Annotated in this window: 25 protein-coding genes and 1 tRNA gene; 7 read left to right on the forward strand and 19 right to left on the reverse strand. The window is 49.5% G+C overall.

Annotation, left to right across the window (positions count from 1 at the left end; translation table 11 throughout):
* Nucleotides 1-362: 362 nt before the first annotated feature.
* Complete coding sequence (locus tag CRO57_RS18315) at nt 363-2,465, forward strand: methyl-accepting chemotaxis protein (protein WP_097155174.1); 2,103 nt, start codon at nt 363-365, stop codon at nt 2,463-2,465.
* A gap of 204 nt (nt 2,466-2,669) precedes the next feature.
* Nucleotides 2,670-2,891 (forward strand): hexameric tyrosine-coordinated heme protein, encoded by a 222-nt coding sequence (locus CRO57_RS18320; RefSeq protein ID WP_097154949.1) that lies wholly within the window; start codon nt 2,670-2,672, stop codon nt 2,889-2,891.
* 114 nt (nt 2,892-3,005) lie between these two features.
* Here CRO57_RS18320 and CRO57_RS18325 read toward each other — a convergent pair whose 3' ends face one another.
* Nucleotides 3,006-3,488 carry a DM13 domain-containing protein gene (locus tag CRO57_RS18325; RefSeq protein WP_097154950.1) on the reverse strand — a complete coding sequence of 161 codons (483 nt, stop codon included), beginning with the start codon at nt 3,486-3,488 and terminating at the stop codon, nt 3,006-3,008.
* 365 nt (nt 3,489-3,853) lie between these two features.
* Here CRO57_RS18325 and CRO57_RS18330 point away from each other — a divergent pair, with 365 nt between their 5' ends.
* The 3 genes from CRO57_RS18330 to CRO57_RS18340 all read left to right on the forward strand — a co-directional run bounded on the left by CRO57_RS18330 (nt 3,854) and on the right by CRO57_RS18340 (nt 7,709).
* Nucleotides 3,854-5,530: a methyl-accepting chemotaxis protein gene (locus CRO57_RS18330; protein WP_097154951.1), complete on the forward strand. Its 1,677-nt coding sequence runs from the start codon at nt 3,854-3,856 to the stop codon at nt 5,528-5,530.
* A gap of 125 nt (nt 5,531-5,655) precedes the next feature.
* Entirely contained in the window at nt 5,656-6,870 is a 1,215-nt protein-coding gene (locus CRO57_RS18335) for an RsmD family RNA methyltransferase (protein ID WP_097154952.1), read from the forward strand.
* A 2-nt stretch (nt 6,871-6,872) separates the two neighbouring features.
* Complete coding sequence (locus CRO57_RS18340; RefSeq protein ID WP_097154953.1) at nt 6,873-7,709, forward strand: TrmH family RNA methyltransferase; 837 nt, start codon at nt 6,873-6,875, stop codon at nt 7,707-7,709.
* A 90-nt stretch (nt 7,710-7,799) separates the two neighbouring features.
* Here CRO57_RS18340 and CRO57_RS18345 read toward each other — a convergent pair whose 3' ends face one another.
* From CRO57_RS18345 to CRO57_RS18375, 7 genes are all read right to left on the reverse strand, one after another.
* Nucleotides 7,800-8,990: an MFS transporter gene (locus CRO57_RS18345; protein ID WP_170956162.1), complete on the reverse strand. Its 1,191-nt coding sequence runs from the start codon at nt 8,988-8,990 to the stop codon at nt 7,800-7,802.
* Between the two features lie 300 nt (nt 8,991-9,290).
* A complete protein-coding gene (locus CRO57_RS18350; protein WP_170956163.1) occupies nt 9,291-9,992 on the reverse strand; it encodes an SDR family NAD(P)-dependent oxidoreductase in 702 nt (233 codons plus the stop codon).
* Nucleotides 9,993-10,009: 17 nt separating this feature from the next.
* Nucleotides 10,010-10,408 (reverse strand): MAPEG family protein, encoded by a 399-nt coding sequence (locus tag CRO57_RS18355; RefSeq protein WP_097154956.1) that lies wholly within the window; start codon nt 10,406-10,408, stop codon nt 10,010-10,012.
* A gap of 490 nt (nt 10,409-10,898) precedes the next feature.
* Nucleotides 10,899-10,975: transfer RNA gene (locus CRO57_RS18360), tRNA-Arg, on the reverse strand.
* Between the two features lie 196 nt (nt 10,976-11,171).
* Entirely contained in the window at nt 11,172-12,041 is an 870-nt protein-coding gene (locus CRO57_RS18365; RefSeq protein ID WP_097155175.1) for an SDR family oxidoreductase, read from the reverse strand.
* A gap of 75 nt (nt 12,042-12,116) precedes the next feature.
* Nucleotides 12,117-13,307, reverse strand: coding sequence for a tRNA epoxyqueuosine(34) reductase QueG (gene queG / locus CRO57_RS18370; protein ID WP_097155176.1), 1,191 nt, complete (start codon nt 13,305-13,307; stop codon nt 12,117-12,119).
* Between the two features lie 60 nt (nt 13,308-13,367).
* Nucleotides 13,368-14,060: a glutathione S-transferase family protein gene (locus CRO57_RS18375; RefSeq protein WP_097154957.1), complete on the reverse strand. Its 693-nt coding sequence runs from the start codon at nt 14,058-14,060 to the stop codon at nt 13,368-13,370.
* Between the two features lie 199 nt (nt 14,061-14,259).
* Here CRO57_RS18375 and CRO57_RS18380 point away from each other — a divergent pair, with 199 nt between their 5' ends.
* Nucleotides 14,260-15,066 carry an undecaprenyl-diphosphate phosphatase gene (locus tag CRO57_RS18380; protein WP_097154958.1) on the forward strand — a complete coding sequence of 269 codons (807 nt, stop codon included), beginning with the start codon at nt 14,260-14,262 and terminating at the stop codon, nt 15,064-15,066.
* Between the two features lie 115 nt (nt 15,067-15,181).
* On the opposite strand, the gene CRO57_RS18385 is transcribed toward CRO57_RS18380, so the two are convergent.
* The 9 genes from CRO57_RS18385 to CRO57_RS18425 form a co-directional block, all read right to left on the reverse strand.
* Complete coding sequence (locus tag CRO57_RS18385; protein ID WP_097154959.1) at nt 15,182-15,823, reverse strand: DsbA family oxidoreductase; 642 nt, start codon at nt 15,821-15,823, stop codon at nt 15,182-15,184.
* Nucleotides 15,824-15,955: 132 nt separating this feature from the next.
* Nucleotides 15,956-16,915 carry an energy transducer TonB family protein gene (locus CRO57_RS18390; RefSeq protein WP_097154960.1) on the reverse strand — a complete coding sequence of 320 codons (960 nt, stop codon included), beginning with the start codon at nt 16,913-16,915 and terminating at the stop codon, nt 15,956-15,958.
* The gene (locus CRO57_RS18395) at nt 16,915-17,349 is read right to left on the reverse strand and encodes an ExbD/TolR family protein (protein WP_141401273.1); all 435 of its coding nucleotides are present in this window, start codon (nt 17,347-17,349) and stop codon (nt 16,915-16,917) included. Before CRO57_RS18395 ends, CRO57_RS18390 begins: the two co-directional genes overlap by 1 nt.
* Before the next feature lie 13 nt (nt 17,350-17,362).
* On the reverse strand, nt 17,363-17,746 hold the full coding sequence (locus tag CRO57_RS18400; protein WP_097154961.1) for an ExbD/TolR family protein: 384 nt from the start codon (nt 17,744-17,746) through the stop codon (nt 17,363-17,365).
* Nucleotides 17,736-18,770 carry a MotA/TolQ/ExbB proton channel family protein gene (locus CRO57_RS25015; protein WP_210200936.1) on the reverse strand — a complete coding sequence of 345 codons (1,035 nt, stop codon included), beginning with the start codon at nt 18,768-18,770 and terminating at the stop codon, nt 17,736-17,738. The genes CRO57_RS18400 and CRO57_RS25015 overlap by 11 nt, the downstream gene beginning before the upstream one ends.
* Before the next feature lie 28 nt (nt 18,771-18,798).
* The gene (locus CRO57_RS18410) at nt 18,799-19,218 is read right to left on the reverse strand and encodes a hypothetical protein (RefSeq protein WP_097154962.1); all 420 of its coding nucleotides are present in this window, start codon (nt 19,216-19,218) and stop codon (nt 18,799-18,801) included.
* A gap of 54 nt (nt 19,219-19,272) precedes the next feature.
* Complete coding sequence (locus CRO57_RS18415) at nt 19,273-20,103, reverse strand: heme ABC transporter ATP-binding protein (protein ID WP_097154963.1); 831 nt, start codon at nt 20,101-20,103, stop codon at nt 19,273-19,275.
* Nucleotides 20,100-21,185, reverse strand: coding sequence for a FecCD family ABC transporter permease (locus CRO57_RS18420; protein ID WP_097154964.1), 1,086 nt, complete (start codon nt 21,183-21,185; stop codon nt 20,100-20,102). The genes CRO57_RS18415 and CRO57_RS18420 overlap by 4 nt, the downstream gene beginning before the upstream one ends.
* A 15-nt stretch (nt 21,186-21,200) precedes the next feature.
* The gene (locus tag CRO57_RS18425; RefSeq protein WP_097154965.1) at nt 21,201-22,187 is read right to left on the reverse strand and encodes a heme/hemin ABC transporter substrate-binding protein; all 987 of its coding nucleotides are present in this window, start codon (nt 22,185-22,187) and stop codon (nt 21,201-21,203) included.
* A 182-nt stretch (nt 22,188-22,369) separates the two neighbouring features.
* On the opposite strand from CRO57_RS18425, the gene CRO57_RS18430 reads away from it, so the two are divergent.
* Entirely contained in the window at nt 22,370-22,702 is a 333-nt protein-coding gene (locus tag CRO57_RS18430; RefSeq protein WP_097154966.1) for an antibiotic biosynthesis monooxygenase family protein, read from the forward strand.
* A 109-nt stretch (nt 22,703-22,811) separates the two neighbouring features.
* Here the strand turns inward: CRO57_RS18430 and CRO57_RS18435 are convergent, their stop codons facing one another.
* On the reverse strand, nt 22,812-23,177 hold the full coding sequence (locus tag CRO57_RS18435; RefSeq protein ID WP_141401274.1) for a hypothetical protein: 366 nt from the start codon (nt 23,175-23,177) through the stop codon (nt 22,812-22,814).
* A 90-nt stretch (nt 23,178-23,267) separates the two neighbouring features.
* Nucleotides 23,268-25,409 carry a TonB-dependent receptor plug domain-containing protein gene (locus CRO57_RS18440; protein WP_097154968.1) on the reverse strand — a complete coding sequence of 714 codons (2,142 nt, stop codon included), beginning with the start codon at nt 25,407-25,409 and terminating at the stop codon, nt 23,268-23,270.
* Nucleotides 25,410-25,601: the final 192 nt, after the last annotated feature.

Raw genomic sequence — 25,601 nt, forward strand, 5'->3', positions numbered from 1 at the left:
TGGGAGTCCGATGCAAATCCAACCTGATGTTGGTTGCAACGAGGTGGCCTTTTTGTCCAAACGGTCTTGTTTATTCACAATGCGCAAATGCAAGAAACGCAATTTGTGCATCAAATTTTAACCGGAAATATACCCCGACCGGGTCAGTGACCCTAAGCTATAGAAAAATAATTTATTGAAATTATTGAATAAAAACTCTCCATTCTTCAATGTAATTGAAAATACTTATGGGACAAGCGCTTAATTTCACCTCGTAATTTCTAACCATCTGTAAGGGTTGTGTTAACTCTGACTAACTAGCGTCAAATCAGTAGTTTATCGATCAAAAATCCAGCATGTTCAATTGTGCAGGAGCAAGAGCCATGATGAAAAAATTGCCAATAACAACAAAAATGGTTGCTGTAAGCTCAGCTGCTTTGGCCACCGTCCTTGCTGTGGGTATTGCCGGAATCGGATGGCAAGCTCAGGGCATCACTCACGACCTTTCAGTGAATGAAGTGGAAGCAGTAGCCGAGACGCAGGTTGCCCAGGTGCGATTGAGCCTGGAAGAGGGGCTGGTAGCTTCTCGTGGCATGGCCTTTGCCTTTGATGGTTTGAAACGCAGCGGATCTACGGATCGTCTTGCCTGGACCAACGTTATCGAAGACACGATGGCCAAGAATTCCAATCTCAGTGGTACATGGGGTGTTATCCTCAATGATGCGCTGGATGGAAAGGACAAGGATTTTGCCAACACCGATATGCATGATGAGACCGGTGAGTGGCGTCCCTATCATTATCGGAATGCCGATGGTTCTTTTGGTGCTCGCCCAACCGGTCCTGTAACCAATCCCGAAAAACCAGCAGATTGGTTCAATGGGCCTTACAAGTCCGGCAAAGATTACATGACCGAACCCTACACTTGGGAAATGGCCGGAAATATGGTTGTCGGTGTCTCCATTGGCACTCCCATTCGTGATGGATCCAAGACTATTGGTGTTGCAGGTATTGATCTGACCTTGACAGAGCTATCCAAACGCCTTGCCGAGGTGAAGCCATTGGGCACTGGTTCTGTTCATCTGATCTCTCAGGGCGGGAAATGGGTTGCGCATCCTGATGGCAGTCTTTTGGGCAAAGAATGGAAAGAAGGTCGATCCGAGCAAGATTTGGTGTTTGCCAGCCAGGTCATGGATGCGATCAAGAACGGTCGCAGTTTTTCCTATCATGGGTATTCGAAGAGCCTGGGTACAGATGTTCTGCGATTGATCAAGCCAGCGAAAATTGGCGATACTGGTGCGTCCATGGCATTGGTGGTCAATGTTCCGATTGATACCCTTGATGCAGCCAGTTGGCAGCTTGTTACCACAGTAGCGCTCGTTGGCCTGGTGTTGATGATTGCGGTTGGTCTGGCGCTTTTCATTGTTGGTCAACATATGATCAGGAAGCCGCTGGAAACCACCATCGGTTCAATCAAGCATCTGGTAAACAGGAATTATGAAGCACCAATTTCCTATACCGATCGCAGTGATGAAATCGGCGAGATCAACAAAGCGCTGGAAGTTTTCCGCGAAAAGGCGCGTCAGGCCGAGGAACTGACTGTCGGTCAGGAGCAGGAACAGCGTGAGCGTTTGCAGCGCGCTGAGCAGATCAGAGGTTTGACAGTAGATTTTGAACAGCAGATTACAGCATTGTTGGATATGGTCGGCAATTCAGTCAATGATCTGAATCAGACATCGACTGTATTGACCAAGGGCGCCGACAGCACTGCCCACCAATCCAATGCCGTGGCCGCTGCGTCTGAAGAAGCGTCTTCCAATGTGGAAACAGTGGCTTCCGCCGCTGAAGAATTGTTTGCCTCGGTCAATGAAATTGATCGTCAGGTTGAACAGTCCAATCAGATTGCAGCCAATGCGGTGACCCAAGCTCGCCAGACCAACGACAAGATTGAAGGACTGTCTTCTGCTGCGAGCCGTATTGGTGAAGTGGTCAAATTGATCACGGATATTGCAGAGCAAACCAATCTGTTGGCATTGAATGCCACTATCGAAGCGGCGCGTGCGGGCGAAGCGGGCAAGGGTTTTGCTGTTGTGGCAGCAGAGGTGAAGGAATTGGCCAACCAGACGTCCAAGGCAACCGATGAGATCTCTCAGCAGATTAATGCGGTTCAATCTGAGACTGATGGTGCCGTATCAGCAATTCATACCATCGCCGACACAATTGAGCAGATGAACCAGATTGCAGCATCCATTTCCACCTCGGTGCAGGAGCAAGGTCACGCAACGCAGGAAATTGCACGCAATATTCAGGAAGCATCTGCTGGAACGCAGGAAGTCTCTTCCAATATTGCAGGCGTCTCCACTGCTGCCGCTGAAACCGGGGAGGCGGCTCGTATGGTCAGTACATCCGCTTCTGATCTGCAAAATGAAGCTGGTCGTCTTCGTGAAGGCGTACAAACTTTCCTGGGTAAAGTTCAGGAAGTGGCTTGAGATAAGTTCAAGTTTCAAAGGGAAACAAGGCCCTGCCAGAATAATCTGGCGGGGTTTCTTTTATTAGTGGCATTTCTTAGGCTCGTCTGTTTGACGGACTTCTTGAGGAACGGCATATGGACAAAGTTATTGACATTACGTGAAGTTCATGAATAAATATCGTGTACGATATAATCGTAAAAGATATTTACAGAGGAGAACAATATGTCCTGGCTACCATCGCTTATCACCGAGACCCCGGAAGAAGGCTTTGAAATTGCGATCAAGCTTTCCCGTATGGGCGTCAAGAAAACACAACCTGATGATGATGCGCGGAAAAGAATGCGGGCAATTTATGAGAATGATGCCGATAGCTTGACCATGGTATCACATGTCATCGCTACGAATTTTCAAACCGTAGCAGCCGCAAACAACTATTGGAAATGAAGCCGCTTTACGGGCTAAAGCCATAGGACCATGGCTTTAGCCGCACTAAATAATTGCAGGGTACGATGCTGCTGGTCTTGCAAGATTATTGATTATCTATTTGATGAACAGAGCTTAATTTGTTGCATCTTTATATTGCGCAGCGGTAATAAACTCACCAAAGCGTTCGCACCATACAACGACACTGCCATAAGCCTCGACATCAATATTGTCGGGCAAGTTGACGATGAAGTTCTCAAAAGTCTTGATATCACCAACACGCATGGATTTCTCTTTGATGGCAAGAAATTGCGCTTCGTCCTCGACGAATTCGGGTGTTAGATACAGTTTATAATCCGGGCCGGGGGACACCTCGCCCATCAAGGATATTGTATCAGACGAGATTGAGAATTCGCCTTTTCCCCAGTGAAGGAAATCGCTGCCCTTCAGCCCTTCTTTGATCTGAACTTTATACCGGGCCTTTTCCGCAACTGCCTGCACGGCTTCGTTGGTTGGACCTTCCGGCTCAATCAAAATCGGTAAGACATAGATACCCGCCGCAAAACCGATGAATAGCGCCACGCCATGGCTGATGAGAAGTGTAACCAATTTCTTCATGTCTGACTCCGTTTCGTATTCATTCTGTTTAATGCGACGAGGCATTTGGGACAAGTCACATCTGGATAACGGGAAGCATGACTCGGTGGCACATAATTGCATTAATATTAGAAATTTCTAAATTACAAGTTTTCGAATTGTAAAGGCCAAAAACTTGCAATATATATGGAATAAGACTTATGGTCTTTCGTATGAGTTTTGGATGATATATTGCAAAATTCAAACATAAATACGTATTTTTTATTTTAATTCATCACTATTGACGATGTTGTTAAGTATGTTTCCACTTTTGGAGCTTAATTTTTACATAAGTGGGTGGGTGAAATGGGGAATGGTTCCACATCTTGTAAAAAGAGCGCATAGGTATGCAAGTTACGATCGCCAAGAGACTTTATTTTCTGGTAGGAATTTTCTTTTTGGGACTGGCCGCAGTGGTCGCTTCTCTGAATATGGAAGCGGCATCTTACTTGCGAGACCAGAAAGCTGCAGAACTTAAAAGCCTTGTTGCCGCAGCACATAGTGTTATAAAATCCAAGGATGCCGAATATAAAGCTGGCAACTTGACCTTGGAAGAAGCGCAAAGTCAGGCTGCGGAAGCTGTTCGGGCCATGCGCTATCGGGGCAAGGAATATTTCTGGATCAATGATCTGGAGAGCAACATGATCATGCATGCAGCAAAGCCAAAGCTGCAAGGCAAAAATCTGGCAACTCTGAAGGATGTAAACGGCGTTGCAATTTTCCCGAGTTTCATCAAGACCGTCAAGGCAAACGGTGAAGGTTTTGTTGGCTATATGTGGCCCAAAGCTGGGAGCGAGGTACCTGTTGACAAGCTCTCATTTGTAAAAGGTTATATGCCTTGGGGCTGGATTGTTGGTACTGGCGTTTACATGGATGATCTTGAAGCCATTCTTTGGAACAGCACTCAACTGGCTGTTCTTTCAGGTTTGATTGTGATGCTGATTTGTGCAGCTGTTGCTTGGTTTACTCTCCGACAGATTGTGCCTCCACTTGAAAAATTGAAATCCGTTATGGCCAATCTGGCAGCTGGCCGCAAGATTGATGAAATTCCTGCCATTGAGCGCAATGATGAATTGGGCGAAATGGCACGAACGGTTGAAACCTTCCGGCAAATGACAGAAGAGCGCCATCGTCTGAGCGCTGAGCAGGAAGAAAGCCAATCAAAGCAGGATCTGCGTCAGCAGGAGATGGACCAGCTGATAAACCATTTCCGCTCAGAGGCCGAGAGGGAATTGCAAACGGTTACCACCAATATGAATCGCATGCGCGAGACTGCAGGTAATCTGACCAATCTCTCACAATCCACTGCATCACGATCTTCTCAGGCGCGCGAAGCTGCAACATTGGCTTCCTCCAATGTGCAGACGGTCGCTGCCGCCAGCGAAGAGTTTTCTGCCTCTATTTCCGAGATTGGCCGCCAGGTGGAACAGGCGACCACCGCTGTGAATACAGCTATGGTGACGACAGGTAATGCCAATGAGCGCGTCGCAAGCCTTGCACAATCTGCTCAGGAAATTGGTGATGTTGTCTCACTGATCCGAGATATTGCCGAACAAACCAATCTGTTGGCCTTGAACGCCACTATCGAAGCAGCGCGTGCTGGTGAAATGGGCAAAGGTTTCGCGGTGGTTGCGTCTGAGGTGAAGGAACTGGCAACTCAGACATCGAAAGCAACCGAGGAAATCTCCCGACAGATTGGTAGTATTCAGGATTCCACCAAGGAAGCGGTTCAATCCATTGATGAGATTGGCACCACAATCGAGCAGGTAAACAATTTCACGACCTCCATCTCTTCTGCTGTCCAACAGCAGAATATGGCAACGTCCGAGATTGCGTCTTCCATTCAGGAAGCAGCACAAGGCACGCAAGTCGTCAGCCAGGATATCGAGGTCGTCTCCAACTCGGTAAGTGATACCAACACAGCCGTGGATGAAGTGAATTCCGTCTCATCCGATGTTGACCAATGTGCCAAAGGGCTGGCTGAAACAGTTGATCAATTCCTCAAAAAAGTGGCGGCAGCCTGATCTGGCTGAGATCGATACATAATCTTCTCAAGAGGGCGGCTTTTGCCGCCCTTTTGCATTTGCACAATCCTGCCAATGGGCTATAGAAGGCAATCGATAGGAAACTAGCTGTTTTGAGGCACGATATGGCGACAAACAGACGTGGGGGACGCCCCCAAAAGCCAGGATCAAAGCGAGATGGTGGCAAACCAGCGGGCGGTCGTGGCCCAGCAAGGGCAGCAAAACCTCACGCTAACCGTTCTTCAGATCGCAGCTCTGACAAGCGCGAATTTACGCCCGGACGTATCGCCAGGCAGGGTGGTCGCAAAGATGCGCCTGCCAAGCCATTCAAAGAGCAGGAGGCGCGTGAACCATTTGTTCTGCCGCCCCGTCCGCAAGGTCCTGTACCAAAGAGAGCCCCTTTCCAATTGATGGTAACCGAACCATGGGACCATTATGCCTTGATCGATATGGGCCATGGTAGAAAGCTTGAACGCTACGGCCCTTATCATCTGATCCGTCCGGAACCCCAGGCCATGGGAAGTCCGCGTCTGGCGACGGATGTCTGGGACGGAGCTGATGCAATCTTTTCGGGTGATCTGGAAGAAGAAGGGCCGGGTCGTTGGAAATACCCCACACCGCTTGCCGAGACCTGGCCAACCCATTGGGATGATATCGGTTTTCATGGCCGTTTCACGGCCTTCCGGCATGTAGGCTTTTTCCCCGAGCAAGCCGCCCATTGGGCATGGATGGAAAATCAGCTGAAGAAAGCTTATCTCGGGCGTCCGCCAAAGGTTCTGAACTTGTTCGGCTATTCAGGTGTTGCCTCCTTGGTGGCAGCGCGCGCAGGTGCGGAAGTCACCCATGTCGATGCCTCCAAGAAAGCTGTTGCCTATGGTAAGGAAAACCAGCTTCTGGCCGGATTGGAAGGAAAGCCGATCCGCTGGATTGTGGATGACGCCATGAAGTTTGTTCAGCGCGAGATCCGCCGCGGCAATCAATATGATGGCATCCTGCTTGATCCCCCCAAATTTGGTCGTGGCCCCAAGGGCGAAGTCTGGCAGCTTTTTGAAATGCTGCCGGAAATGCTGGATGCTTGCCGTCAGATCCTCTCACCTCAGGCACAATTTTTCACGCTCACGGCCTATGCGATGCGGGCATCTTTTGCTGCTTTCGATGAATTGATGATCGAGGTCATGACCGGGCAGGGTGGTGTTGTTGAGACCGGCGAGCTGATGATTGCTTGTGAGAATAATGAGCGTCGTTTGGCTACTTCCATTTTCTCCCGTTGGAGACCTCTGGAGCAGAGCGACGAAAAAAATGAGTTGCAGAGCGACAATAGAGACGAGCAGGGAGACTAATCATGGCAACCGAAGACCGTGCCCATCGAAAAGGCCTCATCAAGGAAATCACTGCTGTCTCCAACCAGCATATCAAGGATATTCGTGCGTTGGAGCGTCGCCGCATTCGCAACCAGACCGGCCTTTTCATGGCCGAGGGCTTGCAGCTTGTTGCCTTCGCTGTCGAGGCTGGCTGGGAAGTGGAAACTCTGGTCTATGCCAAGAATATCAAGACCCAACCTTTGGTGCAGCAAGTGGCGGCCAAGGTTCATGCGCGTGGTGGCCTGATCCTGGAAGTCTCCGAGCAGGTCCTGTCCAAGCTTACCCATCGCGACAATCCGCAGCATGTGATTGGTGTCTTCAAACAGCGCTATGGTGAGTTGCGTCAGCTCAGCCAGATTGACGGCGATATGGTTGTTGCTCTGGAAGGTATCAAGGATCCGGGAAATCTTGGCACGACCATCCGCACCGCAGATGCGGTTGGAGCCAGCGCTATTCTCTTGATTGGCGAGACAACGGATCCCTTCTCGCTGGAAGCCGTACGCGCCACAATGGGCTCTGTCTTCCATTTGGACATCTATAAATGCACCCGGGAAGAATTCCTGTCCTGGCGCAAGAGTTGGCCGGGCGATATCGTCGGAACACACCTTAAGGGCGCTGTAGATTATCGCAAAGTCAGCCCCAAAGAGCCGCTCATGGTCATGATGGGCAACGAACAGTCTGGCTTGCCTGACAATATGGCGGAAAGCTGCAATCATCTCGTCAAAATCCCCATGGCGGGCAAGGCCGAGAGCTTGAACCTGGCCGTCTCAGTCGGTATCACGCTCTTCCGCTTACGAGAATCAAAGCTGGGGCTTTAGAAACACCGGTAGCTTTTGCGTAAACAGGCTTTCTGCTGATTCATCCTCTTTCAACGATTTCTCTGTCTGAGAGGCATAGAGCGGGCGAGGCTATATGCAAATTTTGCGGTCCACAAACATATGTATCGACCAAGACAGGATCCCACAAATTAAGAAGCCGATCACAATTGGCTGTGTCATTTGGGAGGCAAAATGTCCAATAAGAACTGCAACCGGAATTGAGATAATAGTCGATAGAGCACCAACAAGTGCCGCGCCAGCCCCGGCATTGTCTGCAAGATCAGCCATGGCAAGTGCATTGAGATTGCTCACCAACAGACCGAAACAAAACAGAATTATGCCGATATAGGCAATGAATATCAAAAGCGGTAGACTTGTACCGGTCATGATCAGCACAATAGTCGCGATTATTGAGGTCGTGACAATGGTCGCCATGGCTAATATGACAAGAAAGCTTGGCCCTATATGGAGCACGATTTTTCCATTCAAAAAAGACGCAGCTCCGATGCATAAGGACAAGGCGGCAAAAATGATTGGATAGAAGGTTCCAAGAGCATACTGAAACTCGAATATCTGTTGCGACATATTCAAATAGGCAATGAAAGGTCCGGATATGACCCCTAGTGCAATGGCGTGTCCGACCGCTTTTCTGGACTTGAGAACATCGAGATATGACAAATAGCTTGAGTGCAGGCTGATGACCTGACGTCGATGGGAAGGCAAGGTTTCTGGAAGCCGCAGCCAAATCAGCAGCAGCAGACCTGTTCCCATCATTGCAAAGGCAATGAAAAGCACCCTCCACATACTCGCATCGACAATGATCTGGCCGATGAAAGGTGCAAAAGTTGGTGCCAAGACAAACATGACCATAACGAAAGACATGGCACTTGCCATGGAGGCACCGGAAAAACGATCTCTTAAAATGGCGAGCGTAAGAACACGTGGAGCTCCGAGGCCGAAGCCCTGGAAGATCTGGCCCAATATCAACATCTCGAAAGTGTCGGCGGCGCCCGAGAGCGCACATCCTGCCAGAAACAGCCCAATACCGATAGTGAGGGTCCTCTTGCGTCCGATGCTATCTGACAGAGGACCAAAAACCATTTGGCCAAATGCCAAGCCTGCATAAAGAAGTGAAACGGTCAATCCGACCTGCGCTGTATCTGGCAAGTTGAAATGGCGTGTTATCTGGTCGAAAGCGGGAAGGATCATGTTGATTGCAAGAACGGATGTTGCCATCAGAAGGGCAATGATCACCAGAAATTCACGATCTTCCGAATTCATTGCTGCAGCCTTGACCCTTCTATCTGCTTGGTTCGCTGAAGAGTAATTCCTGGCTTCAAGTACCGGCTGCCATATGGATATCGTTGTCATGAAATAGCTCTCTCTTTGTGAAATTGTCTGCACACAAGGGAGCGTAAGATCTCAACTATACTTGAGGTCAAGGCAATTGTTCGGCTCGTTCAAAGCGGTGTGTATGTATCCAAGCCGAGACGGAAACTGATCAATCAACAGACGGTGTATAATAGCGCGGACGTCAAAAGCATCATTAATGATCAAAGGAGCTGCTGTAAGTCATGAACTTTAAAACACTTCGCTGGCCGGACGCAGATCAATCTCATGGGTCCATGCGGAGCGGGGCTGCTTGGACAGATGGAAATAGGCGTCAGCAATATCGTCAGGGTGCAGACAGGTGTCTTGGACAGGATTGAACCGCGCTATACTTTGTGGACCCCAGATCAGACCATCAATAAGGGCGTGCACCACATGAATGTTTTTGGCGCTATATTCTCTGGCAAGTGCCTGAGCAAGGCCGCGAAGGGCAAATTTGGCAGAAGCAAAGGCAGCAAACTTGCTGCTGCCACGCACAGAAGCCGTAGCCCCAGTGAATATAATAGTGCCGCCATTCTGCTCCATGACCGGCAAGCAGGCTTGAGCACAATGAAAAGCACTCAGGCAACTTGTACGCCAGGCATCAACAAAGCTTTTGTGGTCAATCTCCGCAAAGGGTGAAATCAACAGTTTAGCGACATTATGAACGAGTACCGTTGGGGCACCATGTTCTCTAAAAATTTTTGCGAAGGTTTGTTGCGTAGTTTCTTCATCGTTCAAATCAACACAGATATGAACAAAATCTGCCTTGTCTTCTAGTTTCGAAGGGCGTTGATGTGGCGTCCTGGAGAGACCCACTACCCGATAGTCATTGTTGCCATAATATGTGGCAATGGCCTCTCCAAGCCCGCAGCTATATCCTGCAATGATAATCAAGGGAAGTTGCACTGTCATGAGATTGCTGCCTTTCCTTAGCTCAAGAAGCCAAGAATAACGCCTGCAACACCGAGTGTTGCGATCCATCCAGCAGCAAAAGCCAAGGTTCGGGCAACAGGAATACCGGCGGTATAAACCACAAAATGGGCAAGACGGGCGGCAAAGAAGAGTTGCGCCATCAATAAGGTCATCGTACCGGACAGTGCCAAAGCATTTGCGATTAAAACCAGCGGAGCGAAAAGAGCAAGATTTTCTGTTGCATTATAGTGAGCGGCTCGTGCTCGTGCAGCCCATTTTGATAATGGCTTGTCATTCGGGTCCGGATTGCCCATCGCCCCAAGAATGCCTAGCACGCCCATGCGATTGAGTACGTAAGGAAGCCAGAAGAATGCAACCATGAGGCAGGTTGCAGCAAGCCAGTGTAAGTCCGTCATTAAATTCTCCCAAAATATGACTGGCTATCGCCGATCAACTAATCAGGCAGACAATAGCTTGATCGTCATTAATAGAAAAATTTCATTTTTGAATATCATTTATAATTTTAATGAATATATAAAATTATAAAGGGTAGGGGATAAACCTGAACTGCTTCATATTCACCGTCGAGGTCGCACAATAAGGATTGTTTTATAATAGCGTAAAAATCTGCAGCCCGGAGTGGAGCAATCGCACCTACGGGCCTGCCCAACCAAGGGTTTTCCGATAACCTTCGTGATCCGCTAACTTGGATGTCTGTCTACGCCAAAGCAATTCCTCTCAAACCCTTGGAAACTCTGGGCTTCCGAGCAACTGAACTTGCGCCGTATAGTGCTTGGATTGGGGTTTGCAGAGAGTATTGCCTATACCCGAAAGGAAGGGTTTTAGAACGTAAAAAAGTCTTTTCCGTTCAGGACTTTAGGGTATTTTGTAGAGGGTAGAAATAAATGGCGCGCTGGGGAGGATTCGAACCCCCGACCCCCAGATTCGTAGTCTGGTGCTCTATCCAACTGAGCTACCAGCGCTGACCAATCTTGCATCATGAGTGGCAGCGATTGTGTTTGCCGCCCGGCAAGTGAGGCTGTTGTCTAAAGCCTTATCGGCTTGTTGGCAAGGGCGTTTTTTGCTTTTCTTGCATTTTTTTAACAGCGACTTTCTTTTTGGGGATTTTACCTTATGGCGAGTGGCAGAAACCCGCCACTCCGCTTGTAGTTTATCTTATCATCGCCAGCTATCTTTTTCCCACATTTCAGAAAAAGCCTCCCGATAGGTGGGATAGCGCATTTTGCCACCTATCAATTTCAGCAATTTGTCATTTTTGCAGCGCTTGCATTCGCCGTAGAATGAGCGCGCCATGGCAGAAAGCTTCATGCTCTCAAAATCCTGCAAGGGCGGTACATCCACGCCCATCAGATTGGCAGCATATTCGACTACATCCTGTGGTGGGGCCGGCTCCATGTCGCTGACATTATAGATGCCGTTTTTCTTCTTTTTTGCTGCGATGCACACTGCCAGCGCGATATCAGCAACATGAATGCGGTTGAAGACCTGACCCTTTTTGTTGATGCGGCGGCCACGTCCTTTCGAGAGATTGACCATGCCATTGCGGCCCGGTCCATAAATGCCGGCAAGACGGAAGATGGAAAGCGGAAGGCCCAGTTGTCCGGCAAAATTCTGCCATGCGCCTTCAGCTGCTACGCGCTCTGTTGAGCGTTGGGAGACCGGTTTGCAAGCGGTCTTTTCATCAATCCATTCTCCTTGATGATCGCCATAAACACCAACGGTTGATAGATAACCAATCCATTTCAGATGGGCAGCATTGGCGATATCCAGACGATGACAATTCAGAACCGGATCACCCTGCGCGTCTGGTCCGGCGGAAATCAACAGATGTGTTGCTTCCTGAAGAGCCGCTCCAATCTCGGGATTGGACTGATAGCCGTCAAAGCGATAGGCTTTTAATCCCTGTGCTTCCATTTGAGCGAGTTTATCGGCGTCACGGCTGGTGCCCGCTATCCATTCGCAATCATCTTTCAGCTCGTTTGCAATGGCTTTGGCGCTATATCCATATCCAAAGATGAACAGACGCATATCATTCTCCTGTTCCCATACGCAGCTATTTGCGCGGGAGGCCCATCCAGAGGCCAACAAATTCATTTATCCGGCTTATCGCCCGCTCTGCCATTCCTCAAGTACATTTGGGTCTGTCTCGTTGAGTTCGAACAACGTGCGATAATGAGCAAATTTCTCTTTCGAGAGCAATTGCCCCAAGGCCCAAACCGCATGTTGGCGGATTATGGGGTCTTCTTCTTTGACTCTTGCCAGAACAGTCTGGATCAGATTGTCGCAGTTGGAATTACCCGCGGCAACCAGACAATTTCGCATGAAACGGGCCCAACCGATCCGTTTGACTGGCGAGCCGGAGAAAGTCTTGCGAAATGTCGGTTCATCCATGGAGAGGAATTCAGCGAGTTCGGGCGCTTTCAGATCGTCACGTGCGACCAGCTTGATCTCACTGGCTTCCTGAGCAAACTTGTTCCAGGGACAGGCCGAAAGGCAATCATCACAGCCATAGATACGGTTGCCTATCGCCTTGCGAAATTCTATGGGTATCTCGTCTTTATTCTCAATCGTGAGATAGGAGATACAGCGTGAGCCATCAATTTTGTATGGGCCAGGAAAGGCATCGGTCGGACAAGCCACCTGACAGGCGTCACAAGAGCCACAGCGGTCGATTTCGGCTTCATCAGGCGCAAGGGGTAGGGATGTGAAGATGGAGCCCAGAAACAGCCAGGAGCCGAATTCTCGGCTCACCAGATTGGTGTGCTTTCCCTGCCAGCCAATGCCTGCCAGATGGGCGAGGGGTTTTTCCATCACCGGTGCTGTATCGACAAAGACCTTGACTTCAACACCTTCGTTCCAATCGCGGGTACGGGCGATCAGTTTGGAGGCCAGCTGCTTAAGGCGTCCCTTGATCAGATCGTGATAGTCGCGATTGCGGGCATAGACGGAAATATTGGCTTTCTCGCCATGTTCCAGGAGTGAGCGCGGATCGTGATCTGGCCCGTAATTCATACCCAGAATGATGACGGATTGCACATCAGACCAGAGATTTTGTGGATGAGAGCGGCGTTCCAACGTTTCACGCATCCATTCCATGGAACCATGATAGCCAAGCTCGACAAAGCGGCTCAGCACATCTTCATGATTTTTGGCTTCAGCCACTGAGCAGACGCGCAAATCCGCAAAGCCAAGCTTCAAGGCTTCGCTTTTCATGAAGGCCTTTATCTTTTCGGCCTTTTGACGTTGTTTGTCGTCTTGCTGGATTTGGTTCTTTGGATTGTGATGAGTGCTCATATCGGGCATTGCATGGCTATCGGGTCCGGGATGCAAGGCTCTTTCATACAGCAGCACTGCTTAGAAATCGAGATCCATATAGTGATTTGCAGCTGGAATACCTTTCAAGCTGTCAGCCAGAATGGGGCGGAAGCAGGGCCGGGATTTGATCCGCTGATACCAGTCCTTGACCACTGGTTCCTTTTCCCATGGCACTTCCCCCATATAATCAATGACGGAAAGCATGGCTCCGGCAGCAAGATCTGCGTAGGTTATGCGATTGCCAGCCAACCAGTTTCGACGTTCTGCCAGATAGCCGATATATTGCAAATGCATGCGCAAGTTTGACCGGGCTGCACGAAGGATATTGGAATCAGGTGAACCCCCACCTTCAGACGGACCCTTGAGCCGCTTGTAGATTTTTTCTTCAATGAAATATTGAGCGGTATCATCAACTGCTTTTTCCAGAAACCAGTTCATCAGGCGACGGGTTTCTGCGCGCTCATTTGGATGGTCAGGCATCAGGCGACGTTCACCAAGCGCATATCCACGTGTCTCATCCAAATATTCTGCTATGACTTGCGCACCACAGACAGGCGGACCATCATTCTCACGAAGGACAGGCAACGTGCCAGCCGGGTTCAGCAACAGAAAGGCTTCATCGCGTGCCCATGGCATCATCTCTGTCAATTCAGCTCCGGCCTTCGCCTCGGCCAGACACAGGCGGGCAAAACGGGACGGAACATCCATCATATTGTGATAAAGCTGGAGCATGAGAGCACCGATCCTGATTTGTGAATCACGAAGCCATTTGTTGAAATTTTCATGGATCAGAGTATAAAACCGGTAAATTTTTATCAGCCCGTTAATAAGACTGCATTAATTTTGCCCGGCATCAGGCACCGGTTTGGCTCTTCACAGCGATGCATCTTAGCCAGTATGGCGGCATTTCACCAGTAAAAGGGAAGAAAAAATGGAACTGGCCACATATTTCGAGGCGGCCTTTTTAGGCCTTGTTGAGGGTCTGACCGAGTTTTTACCAGTCTCTTCAACAGGTCATGTTCTTCTGGTGGGGCATTTTCTGGGTTTCGAAAGTGCGGGGAAAAGCTTCGAGGTTCTGATTCAGTTGGGTGCAATTCTTGCCATTTTATCCGTCTATTTTGCGCGTCTTTGGAATATCGCCATAGCTTTGCCATCTTCTGCGCAAGCTCGGCGTTTCGTGTTCGCTGTTCTTCTGGCTTTTTTACCGGCTGCTGTGATTGGCGCCAGCGCACATGGCTTCATCAAATCAGTTCTGTTTGAGAGCCCACAATTGATCTGTACCACGTTGATTGTCGGTGGCATCTTGCTGGCTTGGGTGGACAAGATGGAGCTAAAGCCACGCTATACGGATGTCATGGATTATCCGCTTGGGTTGGCATTCAAGATCGGTCTGTTTCAATGCCTTGCCATGGTACCAGGTGTTTCCCGTTCTGGTTCCACGATTGCTGGAGCCCTCTTGATGGGCACGGATAAGCGGTCTGCTGCAGAATTTTCATTCTTTCTTGCCATGCCGACCATGACCGGGGCATTTGCCTATGATCTATACAAGAACCGGGACATCATCAATGTTGATGATGCCACAATCATAGTAATTGGTTTTGTGGTGGCCTTCATCTCAGGTGTTTTCGTGGTCAGAAGGTTACTCGACTTTGTCTCGCAGCATGGATTCATGCCCTTTGCCATCTGGCGTATCATTGTCGGCACGCTTGGCTTCATTGGCCTTGCGATTTGGGGTTAGAGCGAATTCTTGTCCGAAAAGTTGCAGACTTTTCGGACAAGAATTCGCGTGGACTAAGAGCATTCCCGAAAAGTTGCAGACTCTTCGGACAAGAATTCGCTTCAAAACAAAGAACTCAAGTGTCCTTCTGCACGTCTGCAAGCACTGCTTTGAATTGTTCGATACCTGCAGCCCCTGGTACCAAGAATTTCTGATCGAAGATAATTGCAGGAACGGATGAGATGCCTTGTGAGGTCCAGAATCTTTGGGCCTCACGAACAGCCTTGCCAAGGTGTTCTTGTTCAAGTGCCCGCAGAGCATCAGCTTCATCAAGCCCCAATGATTTGGCAATGCTTGCCAGCACATCAACATCATTGATGTTCAGGCCGTCGGTGAAATAGGCTTTGAACAAAGCCAGCTTCATATCTGTTTCGCGTCCCTGTTTTGCCGCCCAATGAATCAACTGGTGCGCGCGAAACGTATTTTGCATGCGCATGTCATCGGAAAAATTGAAGTCAAACCCCAACTCGCTGCCATGATCAGTGATACGCTGACGAATTTCGCGGCTTTGGGAAGGTGTGCTGCCATATTTGGCAGCTAGATGATGGCGCAAATTCTCACCCTCTTGCGCCATGTCGCTGTTCAGTTCAAATGGGTGCCAATGAATCTCGGCTTCTGGTCCAATCTCAGTCAGTGCCTTTTGCAGTTGATGATAGCCAACGGCGCACCAAGGGCAGACGACGTCGGAGACTATATCAATACGGATTGGGTTGGACATGACAGGCACCACCTTGCTTGAAGTGAGAATGCCTCTCATTCAGGAACGAGAGGCATGAAATCGTGATAATCCAGATATTGTTCAACTTCACGCTAAATCAAGGGGAACCTGAAATCCCACTGAAAGACGGAACTATCGCCTGCCTCCCGTGAATTTAATGGGAACGGTAAATTGTTTTGCATTTCGGGGCATTCCCGCAGGAAAGGCAGGGAATGGAGCCGCGCGACGCGCCATGGCCAAAGCTTCTTTGTCGACGCGAGCATTGCCGGAAGATCGGGTCAGACGCAAACCTGACATTCTGCCATTGGCTGAAACAGTAAAGCGGATCACAGCAGTGCCTTTGTGACGACGCCCAAGAGAGCGTTTTTTACGAATGATTTTGCGTCGAACTTTGCCCTTATAGTTTGTCGTTAGTGCCTTGCCATTTGCGGTTCGCGATTTACCGCCATTGCCGCCCGTCGCGTTTTTGCGCCCACGCTTGCTGGCGATCTCTCCACCTTTGCGGCTGGCTTTGGAAGCCTTGCGGGCATTTTGCTTCTTCTTCGCCGTCTTGACAGATTTGCGTTTTGGCTTTGTTTTCTTTTTCTTCTTCTTGGGGGTGACCTTTTTGACAGGCTTGGGCTTCGTCGCCTTGACTTCCTTTATTTTTTTCCTCGGCTTTACTTGTTTGGTCTCTACCGGCTTGATTTCCCGGGGCTTGAATATCTCCGGTTTTGCCAGTGCTTCATTGGCTGTCAATTCCTCAACCAACGGCTCAGCCAGATCTGTTGCCTGGCTGACTTTTATCGGCTTGGGCTCAATGCGTTGTGCTTGCTTTGGCTGAACGGTTTCCTGGACAAATGTTTTGACCGGAATAGCCCGGTCAACGGGTGTCTGTTCAAGGGTTCGCGGTGTAGGTTTGACCGTTTTCAGCTCCGAAGCTTCAACGGCCTCCTGCTCGGCGGAATCAAACAAACTGCCCATTTCCAAAGCCGCTACCCCGGCGCCGCGCTCCTCCATGGCTTTTTCTGGTCCATTCAGAAACATCGTTGCTGCAGTCACATGAACGACTAGAGAAACCAAGGCAAAAATGGTTAGACCGAGATTGCGCATCAATTGCCTCCCCGGATCGTAACCAGCCTAATGGTCTTGTGCCCATGAGCCCGAAAGGCCTGAAGGACTGGCATCAGTTTGCTGGCTGCAAGCTGCTTATCGGCGAGAATATGCAAAACAGATGTCTGTTCCAGGTCATTTTGATCTGGACTTCCGCTGGTAATGGGTGGCGGAAAGCGCTGAAGAATTTGAGCGAGTGAAAGCTTTTGACCATGATGGATCAGTGTACCATCAGCTAGAATTTCCACCGCGTTGCCCGCAGGTGGCATCAGAGGAAGTTCTTCTGACTTTGGGGGCTTGAGCTCGGTTGAAACTGGTGGCGCCACGGTTCCTGCAATCAGGAAGAAGATCAGCATCAAAAAGACGATATTGATGAGCGGAATGGTATTTTCCGGCATCACTCTTTTTCGCTGCTTGCCTTTGGTAACATGCATTCTCGCCTCACCCTCAATTGGCCAAAGAGACGGACTTGAGGCCGCTCTGTTTCAGACGCTCCAATGCCACGACAAGAAGTTGCAGTTTCACTTCCCCCTTGGGCACCACTACAGCACGCGTCACACCCTTCTCAACATAGGCTTCTATGGCCTCATCAAGATCATCCAATGCGGTTGGTTTGCCATTCAAACGCATTGGACCTTGAGCCATGATGGAAATCAGCAACTTGGGCCGCTCACCTCCACCTGATCCCGAGCCAGCCACACCGAGGTCAAGCTGGCTGTATCGAGAAAAAGTCGATGACAGCATGAAGAAAAGCAGCAGCAAAAAGATAACGTCGATCAGAGAGGTCAATCCCACTACAGAGCGTCGACGCTTTGCTGTGTTAAGTCGCATAAGTCGGCTCTCCACTTACATCGGCTGAAGAAGGAATAGCCGAAGCATCGGTTATCTGGCCTGTCAGGACAGAGGTAACCAGTTCTTCAATCACTTCCTGCTCTCGTTCAACTCGTGAGCTGAACCAGTCGGCAAAAAGATTGGCGGGAATAGCAACGGCCAGACCAACTGCAGTAGTCAGAAGTGCCACCCAGATACCACCAGCAAGCACGGATGGATCAACAGTAGCGCCTGCCTGTTGCAGGCGCTGGAAGGCTTCAATCATGCCAATAACCGTACCGAACAGACCAAGTAGGGGAGAGATTTGACCAACGGTTTCCAGAAAACGTAGCAAAAATCGGGTCTTAGACAGTGAGCGCAACGCCACCCGCTCCACATCCTCGCGGATCAGAGCGCCCTTTTCCGAGTGAAATAGCTGACCACGCATGGCATGCAGCAAGACAACGCTTACAGGGGCTTTGCCCTTGCTCAGCAAATTGATGGCCTCAACCTGTTGTCCCTGACGCCACAAGCCCAGCGCCTTGCGCGCGCGTTTATGACGCCCAATGCCCAACCATGAAAATTGCCAGAGTTTATAGAGGATCACGGTGAGTGAGAGCACTGACAACACTGCCAGAAGCATGACCACAGGTCCGCCCATCTCCATGAAGGCTCGAATCTGTTCAATGCTATCATTAAGCCAGCTACCCACAGGCGCTGGGGAAGCGACAGGTTCTACGGCATCTGGTGTCAGCGCCGTTTGCGGCTGAGCCACTGAGCTTGGGGCGGCTGTTGTGTTGGCTTCGTTTGCGGAACTTGCTACAGCCTCTGCCACAGGATCGGTTGAGTTGGTAGCAGGGGCCGGAGAAGCCGAATTGATAACCGCTGTAGCGTCGCCATCTGTCGTTTCCTGTACTGCAGCTGGAGCGGATGTCTGACCTTGCTCGATGACCTGCGGTGCAACCGGAGTAGGGGAGGCCGGTTGAGCAATGTTGGCTTGTGCCAACTGAAGAAGTGGAGCCTCAGAGGCAGAATGAACGGTCATGAGTAAAGCCTTTCCGGGCAATTATTACTTAGAGGCCAAGCTTGATTGAGGTGCGGGAGGATGCAGACAGAACGGCCAGACAATTGGCGGGGCTCAGACCTTCGCCCTGGCAATCTGCAACGTCGTTGATCAGGATTTCGCCGATATCACCACAAGACACATCAGGCAAATCAAACTGACGGACGCGACGTTTGCCTTTGATGAGCTCACCTGTGCGCAACATCATGAAATCCTGCGCCAATCCGTCCTTGTTGAGTAAGACCACCTCAAGGCCGACATCTTTCACAGGAACAGTCAAACCATTACGCACCATGAAGCTCAGGCGGCATACGCCGTCATGTTGAACGCTATTGTTCAATTCCAGATCCAATGATCCGCCTTGCTGGGCAAGAGCGGGCTGAATGAGTGTCAGGCATGAAACGACAGTAGAGAAAATCAAAGTACGCATGTTTGGTTTCCTAAAAAGCTGGCTTATCGAGCGTGATGGTCCGGATGGGCAGCATCAGGCACTGTTTGCAATTGGCGGGTGCACGGATGCATCAAAGAAGGTTTGTGGCAGGATATAGGGAATAGGACAGCTAGGTGGTCGATTGACCTGCAGCTGAATTCCAAAAATTTGACTGATCAGGTCGTTGGTCAATGTCTCATTCGGACTGCCATCTCCAACGATTTTGCCGTTCTGCAACACCAAAAGGCGGTCGGCAAACATGGAAGCAATATTGAGATCATGCAGGACCGCCAGACATCCACCACCCTGCAGAGTGTAATCCTTGACCAATTGTAGCATTTCGATCTGATGGCGAATGTCGAGATTTGAAATCGGCTCGTCCAGTAACAGGAAGTTGGCGCGATCCTCCATGCAGGGTGTCCTGACTTGCGACATGGTACGGGCCAGCTGAACGCGTTGCTGTTCACCACCTGATAATTCCTGAAAGCGTCGATCAGCGTAATGGGACATATCCACCTGAGCGAGAGCCTGCATGGCTTGCTCGCCAGCCTCACACAAATTGTTTGCCTGCAGACTTACTCCCATGCGAACCACTTCCAGCACGGTAAAGGGGAAAGCGATCTCACTGGACTGTGCCATTACAGCGCGTCGTCGCGCCAGATCTTCCACGCGCCAGTTTTTGAGATCTTGATTGTCAAAGATGACCCGTCCGCTGTCTGGCTCATGATCGCCTGAAATCAATTTCAAAAGCGTAGATTTGCCTGCTCCATTGGGACCAACCAATACGGTTAGCTCTCCTGATCGAAGCGAAATATCGAGAGGCTGAAGAACTTCTTTATCCTTCAAGGTCAGACTGGCCTGTTGCAGGGTGATTTCTGTGGTCATAGTGCCAGAACCCGTTTGTTTTTAAGGAGCAACCACAAGAAGAACGGACCGCCAATCGCTGACATGATGATGCCGATTGGCAGCTCTGCGGGAGCGGCAATCGTGCGCGCCATCATATCCGCGACAATCAGCAATATTGCGCCGAGCAGCGCCGATGCAGGCAGCAGAAATCGGTGATCTGGCCCAATGACCAGACGCAAAACATGCGGAACAATGATGCCGACAAAGCCAATTGTGCCCGAGACAGACACTGCCGCGCCAACGGCCAGAGCGATGCAGACAACCAGAAAACGCTTCAGGCGCTGAACAGGAATGCCCATATGTCGTGCCTGATGATCGCCGAGTAATAGAGCGTTCAGTCCCTTGGCAAAGAATGGGATCGCGATGAGAGAAATTGCGATGAAAGGAAGGCAGGTAAGAACCTTGCCCCAAGTCGCGCCACCAAGACCACCCATGCTCCAGAAGGTTAGATCGCGTAATTGTTGATCATCAGAGATGTAGGTCAGAAGTCCAGCACCTGCACCCAATATGGCAGCAAGCGCGATACCAGCTAGTAACATGGTGGCAACTGATGTCTGCCCCTGGCTGGTGGCAATAACATAGAGCAGAACAGTCGTGAAAAGACTGCCGATAAAAGCAAAGGCTGGAAGCAAATAAGAGCCGAGAATGGCTTCCAATGGTGCAAAGATGCTATTGCCCAGAACAATGGCAATAATGGCAGCCAAGGTTGCACCGGCCGATACACCGATAATGCCAGGATCAGCCAGAGGATTGCGAAACAAACCTTGCAGACAGGCACCTGATGTCGCGAGGGCTGCGCCCACCAATACCCCCATAGTCAGACGTGGCAAGCGAATGTCAAACAGAATGACAGCATCTTTGCGGCTGATGAAATCCTCTTTTCCACTCAACCAGTCGATGAGTGTGCCGACAAGACGGCTTGCACTAAGATCACTTGCCCCCTGTGTAATGGATAGGATCGTCAGAACCACCAGAGTAAACGTCAACACAACCAGTGCGGACCAACCCAGTTTGGATCGATCACCCGGAATATATGCTGAAGTTTGAGCGATGATAGCCATGTGGGTATTGCCGACCTAGTTGGAGGCTTCAGAGAAGATGGTTTTGCTGGCCAAGTTCTGGTCGGGATAGAGATGATCTGCGAGGTCGGCTATCGCTCTTGCCGTTCTTGGGCCGAACCCGAGCAGATACATACCGGGCATCACTATGAGAGAGCTGGTCTTCGCGGCTTTTGTTTCGCTCAAAGCAGGATGGCTGAAAACTTTGCCCTCTTTGGGCATCGGTGCACCAGCACGGCTCATCATCAGGATCACATCGGGGTTGGCTGCCAAAACGGCTTCATTGCTGACAGGCTTGAAGCCCTCAAAGCTCGCCATGGCATTTTCGGCTCCCGCCATTTCAATGACAGCGGATGCTTGGGTGTTCGAGCCTGATACCATCAAGCGGCTGCCGCGCATGGAAAAGAGAAAGAGAACTTTCTTCTTCTCATCCAGTTTCAGACCGGAGATCTTGCTCGCAACCAAATCCAGTTCATTGGTTACTTTTTCCGCAAGTTTGTTGGCTTGCTCTTCAGCTTGCAGTGCCTGTCCCACCATGGTGATTTTGTTCACGATGCCTTGTGCATCGTAACGTGATGGAACGGTTACAAAGGGGATGCTTGCTTCTTGAAGCAGATCAGTAGTCTCTGGTGGGCCAGCGCCTTCCTCCGCCAGAATCAAGGTCGGGTCGAGCGCTAAAATTCCTTCAGCAGACAAAGCGCGCATATAGCCGACATTCGGTTTTTCCTTCAGTGCCTTTTCAGGAAAAACCGAACTGGTATCCACTGCCACTACATTGCCTTGTTTGCCAAGTGCATAGGCAATTTCTGTAAGCGAGCCGCCAATGCTGACAATCTTCTGATCTGAAGATGCAGGGACTACGTTACCTTGGGAGCTTTTCAGCTCAATTGCCTTGGTGGTTTGCGCATAAGACGGCACAGAGATACATGTGAAACCAACGTAAAGTGCAAAGAGAAGTGCTGAAGCTCTAAGGTGGTCTGTCAGAGAAGTGGCGGGAAATGACATCGGGTTGTCCTGCGAAATGCATGTATATGGTTGCATCAAAAAGAATTTGAGTGTTGGATTCAAGTTAATTTTCTTGCTTTTTATACTCATATTTTCGAAAAGGCAATTGGAAGAATATCTGAAGAGGATGTTCAGGCAGGTGAGAGTGTCTGCTGTTAGCTAACTGCGAAAGGACAAGAACCATGTTTATTGCTATGAACCATTTTCTCGTAAAGCCGGGATATGAGGAAGCTTTCGAGGGCATTTGGAGAGACCGTGATAGCAGGCTTCGTGAGTTTGATGGTTTTATCAGCTTCGAAATGCTCAAGGCTGGCGAACAGGAAGATGGTTTTGTTCTCTATGCATCTCATGCCACCTGGAACGATAGAGAGGCCTTTGAAGTCTGGCTGAACAGCGATCACTTCAAGTCTTCTCATGGCCGTCCAAAGGTAAAAGTGGAATATAAAGGCCCGCCACGCTTTATTGGCTTTGAGACACTGGAAAACCTGTCAATTTCTGCTTTGGAACCGGCATGAGCTTTGTTGGTCCGATAAGATAGATACAAAAAAGGCTTCCGTTCTTTTCTGAACGGAAGCCTTTTCGTTTCAATTCACGTCTGAATGGTTCAAGCACGATCAGATTTGATCACTGTTCCAAGCTTTGGTGGGTTATTGTGCACCAGGATTTGGTAGAACTATCCAGGCTTGATAGTTTGGCTTCGCAGCTGTTCCGGCTTTCTTCGAAGCTGACAGTCAGCGTGTCGTCGCTGATGGTGTTCAACACAACATATTGCTTGGCAGTTGGATCTACTTGATGTTCGAACGGCGTCAAGCTTTGCTCGGATTTCAAGCAACCACGATAAGCGGTCTCAACATCCTGTGCATCAAAAACTGATGAAACAGCTGCAAGAGCGCCTTCGCATTCTTCCTTATCCGTATAATTGCTATAGGCAGACGAGAGTTCGCCACTCGGTGCCGTTGTGAGCAAGAAAAGCATGTAAGTTACTTTCATGCGATTTTCCTCTGTTGTTTCAGAAGCCGGTTTTTCAACCACAAAATAAAAAGGGCATTCCGAAGAATGCCCCTTTCAAGCTGCCAATCTTTAGAAAGTCAGTTGACTGGAAATCTTGAACGCCCGCCCTGCAGCTTTGGCGCTGGAAAGTGGTTCGATATAGGATTCGTCAAAGATGTTTTCTACAGATGCATTGAGACGGAAGTTTCTGTCGTCACCAAAGTCATAACTCATGCTGGTTGCAAAGTTGACGGTGGCAAATGCATCATGTTCTACATATTCTCGATCCGAGGGTTCGCCGTCTTCGCGCTTGGTTGCAGCCCGAACATATAGGTCAGTCATGAAGACTATGTCTTTATGCACATCCCAGAGCTTACGAACACCAAACCTGCCGCTGAATGCAGGGATGTCAGTGTTATTTGTTTCGACGCCAGCTTTCTTGAAGTCACGGTTCATGAGAGTTGCGGTAAAATATGGTGTTAGTGCAAGGGTCTCAAGTGTATAAGAACCAGAAAGTTCAAGTCCGTAAGTGGTTGCTTCGTCGATGTTGATATACTTGCTCGAAGCAGCGCCACTTGTACAAGTGACGCCTGGTGTGGTGCATTTTGCTGAGTCAATGTAGTTTTCTGCGACGCTATAAAACGCTGCAGCATCCAGCATTGCTACGCCGTTGTCGAAGCGAGCACCAATCTCATAATTGATGCTCTTTTCAGCTTTCAGATCCTTGTTGGCTTCAATGATTTCACCGGGGCTGAACACAGATCCCAGCATATTCTGAAGTAAAGTTGGATAGACATAGCCTTGAGCGATATTGCCACGAAGAGCAATGTTCTCGAAACCAGTATAGTTCACTCCAATGGATCCGATAAATGCATCGTCACTTTTACTGAAGGGTGCATAGCCGGGCTGGTTGGTTTTAGACAGCTCCGATTCAACATGGAAGTAGCGAGCACCGCCTGTCAGCGAGAACTCATCCGTTAAATCCCACTCATCTTGTACGAATGCTGAAAGTGTTGTGATAGACGCTTCTTTGTCGAAGTTATCATTTATAGGAGTTGTGGCGCCTGGAGGTGGAGGCACAACAGGTCTGGTGCCGTTCCGAGTGTCGTTTCTATCAATGCTATCTTTAACAAACTGAATACCAAATATAGTCAGGTGATTTTCGAGCAACTCCAAATCAACTTGGCCATTTGCCCCAATTGCCAGCTGATCATCTGATGTTTTGTTTTTAGTGCTCAGTGCGCCGAAGGTTGTCATCGTGTAATCAATGTCGATCACTCGTTCAATCTGTTGTATGTATGCATCAAAGTGAATCTTTTTAAAAGTTTCGCTTAGATCTTCACCATCGTAGAAAACACCGAGTTTTGATCGATCTCGCTTGGGTAGATCCAGAACAAACTTGTTTAGACCCGGTCTTCCGGTTGCTGAAAAGCTTGCGGGATCTACATAAGCATCGCTTTCCATCTCGACTTTTTCTGCAGTGATGCGAATGCTGTGATTGTCATTGGTATAACCAAAATTGGCGGATACACTCTGATTTTCAAATGCACTGCCATTACTGAGTGCTGTAGCTTTCAAATCCCCATCGGGTGTCTTGCGGTGACCATGATCGGACTTGGTAATAGCGATGCGATAATCCCAGTTATCCTTGGTGCCAGCAGCATTTGCATTGGAGTTATAGCCACCGGTGGAACTGTCATAGCCTCCGCCAACGCTGACTTGCAGAGCTTTGTCAGCCCCTTTTTTGGTGGTGATGTTGACCACTCCGCCAATGGCCTTGGAGCCGTGCAGAACCGAGGAAGGACCTTTGACCACTTCAACCCGTTCAATATTGGTTGGATCAATCAGGAAGAGCGAGCCGTAGGTGGAATGATCAGAAATCTCCTGCCCATCGATCAGGATTGTGTTGCGGGCTTGTCCTTCACCACGAATGGAAATGCGGCGAAGGCCGGGTGTGGAGCCCTCAAGTACGGAAACGCCGGGGATATCGCGAAGTAGCTCGGCAACATCGTTGACATTTTTCTCGTTGATAGCGTCTTGTTCCACCACAGCGACAGAGCGGGTGACATCCATCAGGCTCTGTTCGGTACGGCTGGCGGTGACGACGATTGTGTCAAGCTCGATATCGGCTGCGGCGCCTTCAAGGCTTTGGGCCAAAACTGGCGAAGCGAGGAGCGACACGCTGAGGAGAAGGCCGGTTCTCAATGACATCTCAACAAATTTCTGAACCATTTTTTTACCTTTTCTTGAGTCTGTAACTCATTTTTATTTAAAATATGAGAAATAGACTCATAAATAAAGGAAAAAATGGCGAAATTTCTCGACCTTTTGTTCCAACTCGACAAAAAGCGACATTTTGGTATCAGGTAAAAATGCTTGGATTATGTTATTGGGAAATATGAAAATGCAATAATATATTGAAAT

This window comes from Cohaesibacter gelatinilyticus, from assembly GCF_900215605.1.
In the GTDB taxonomy this organism is placed as follows: domain Bacteria; phylum Pseudomonadota; class Alphaproteobacteria; order Rhizobiales; family Cohaesibacteraceae; genus Cohaesibacter; species Cohaesibacter gelatinilyticus.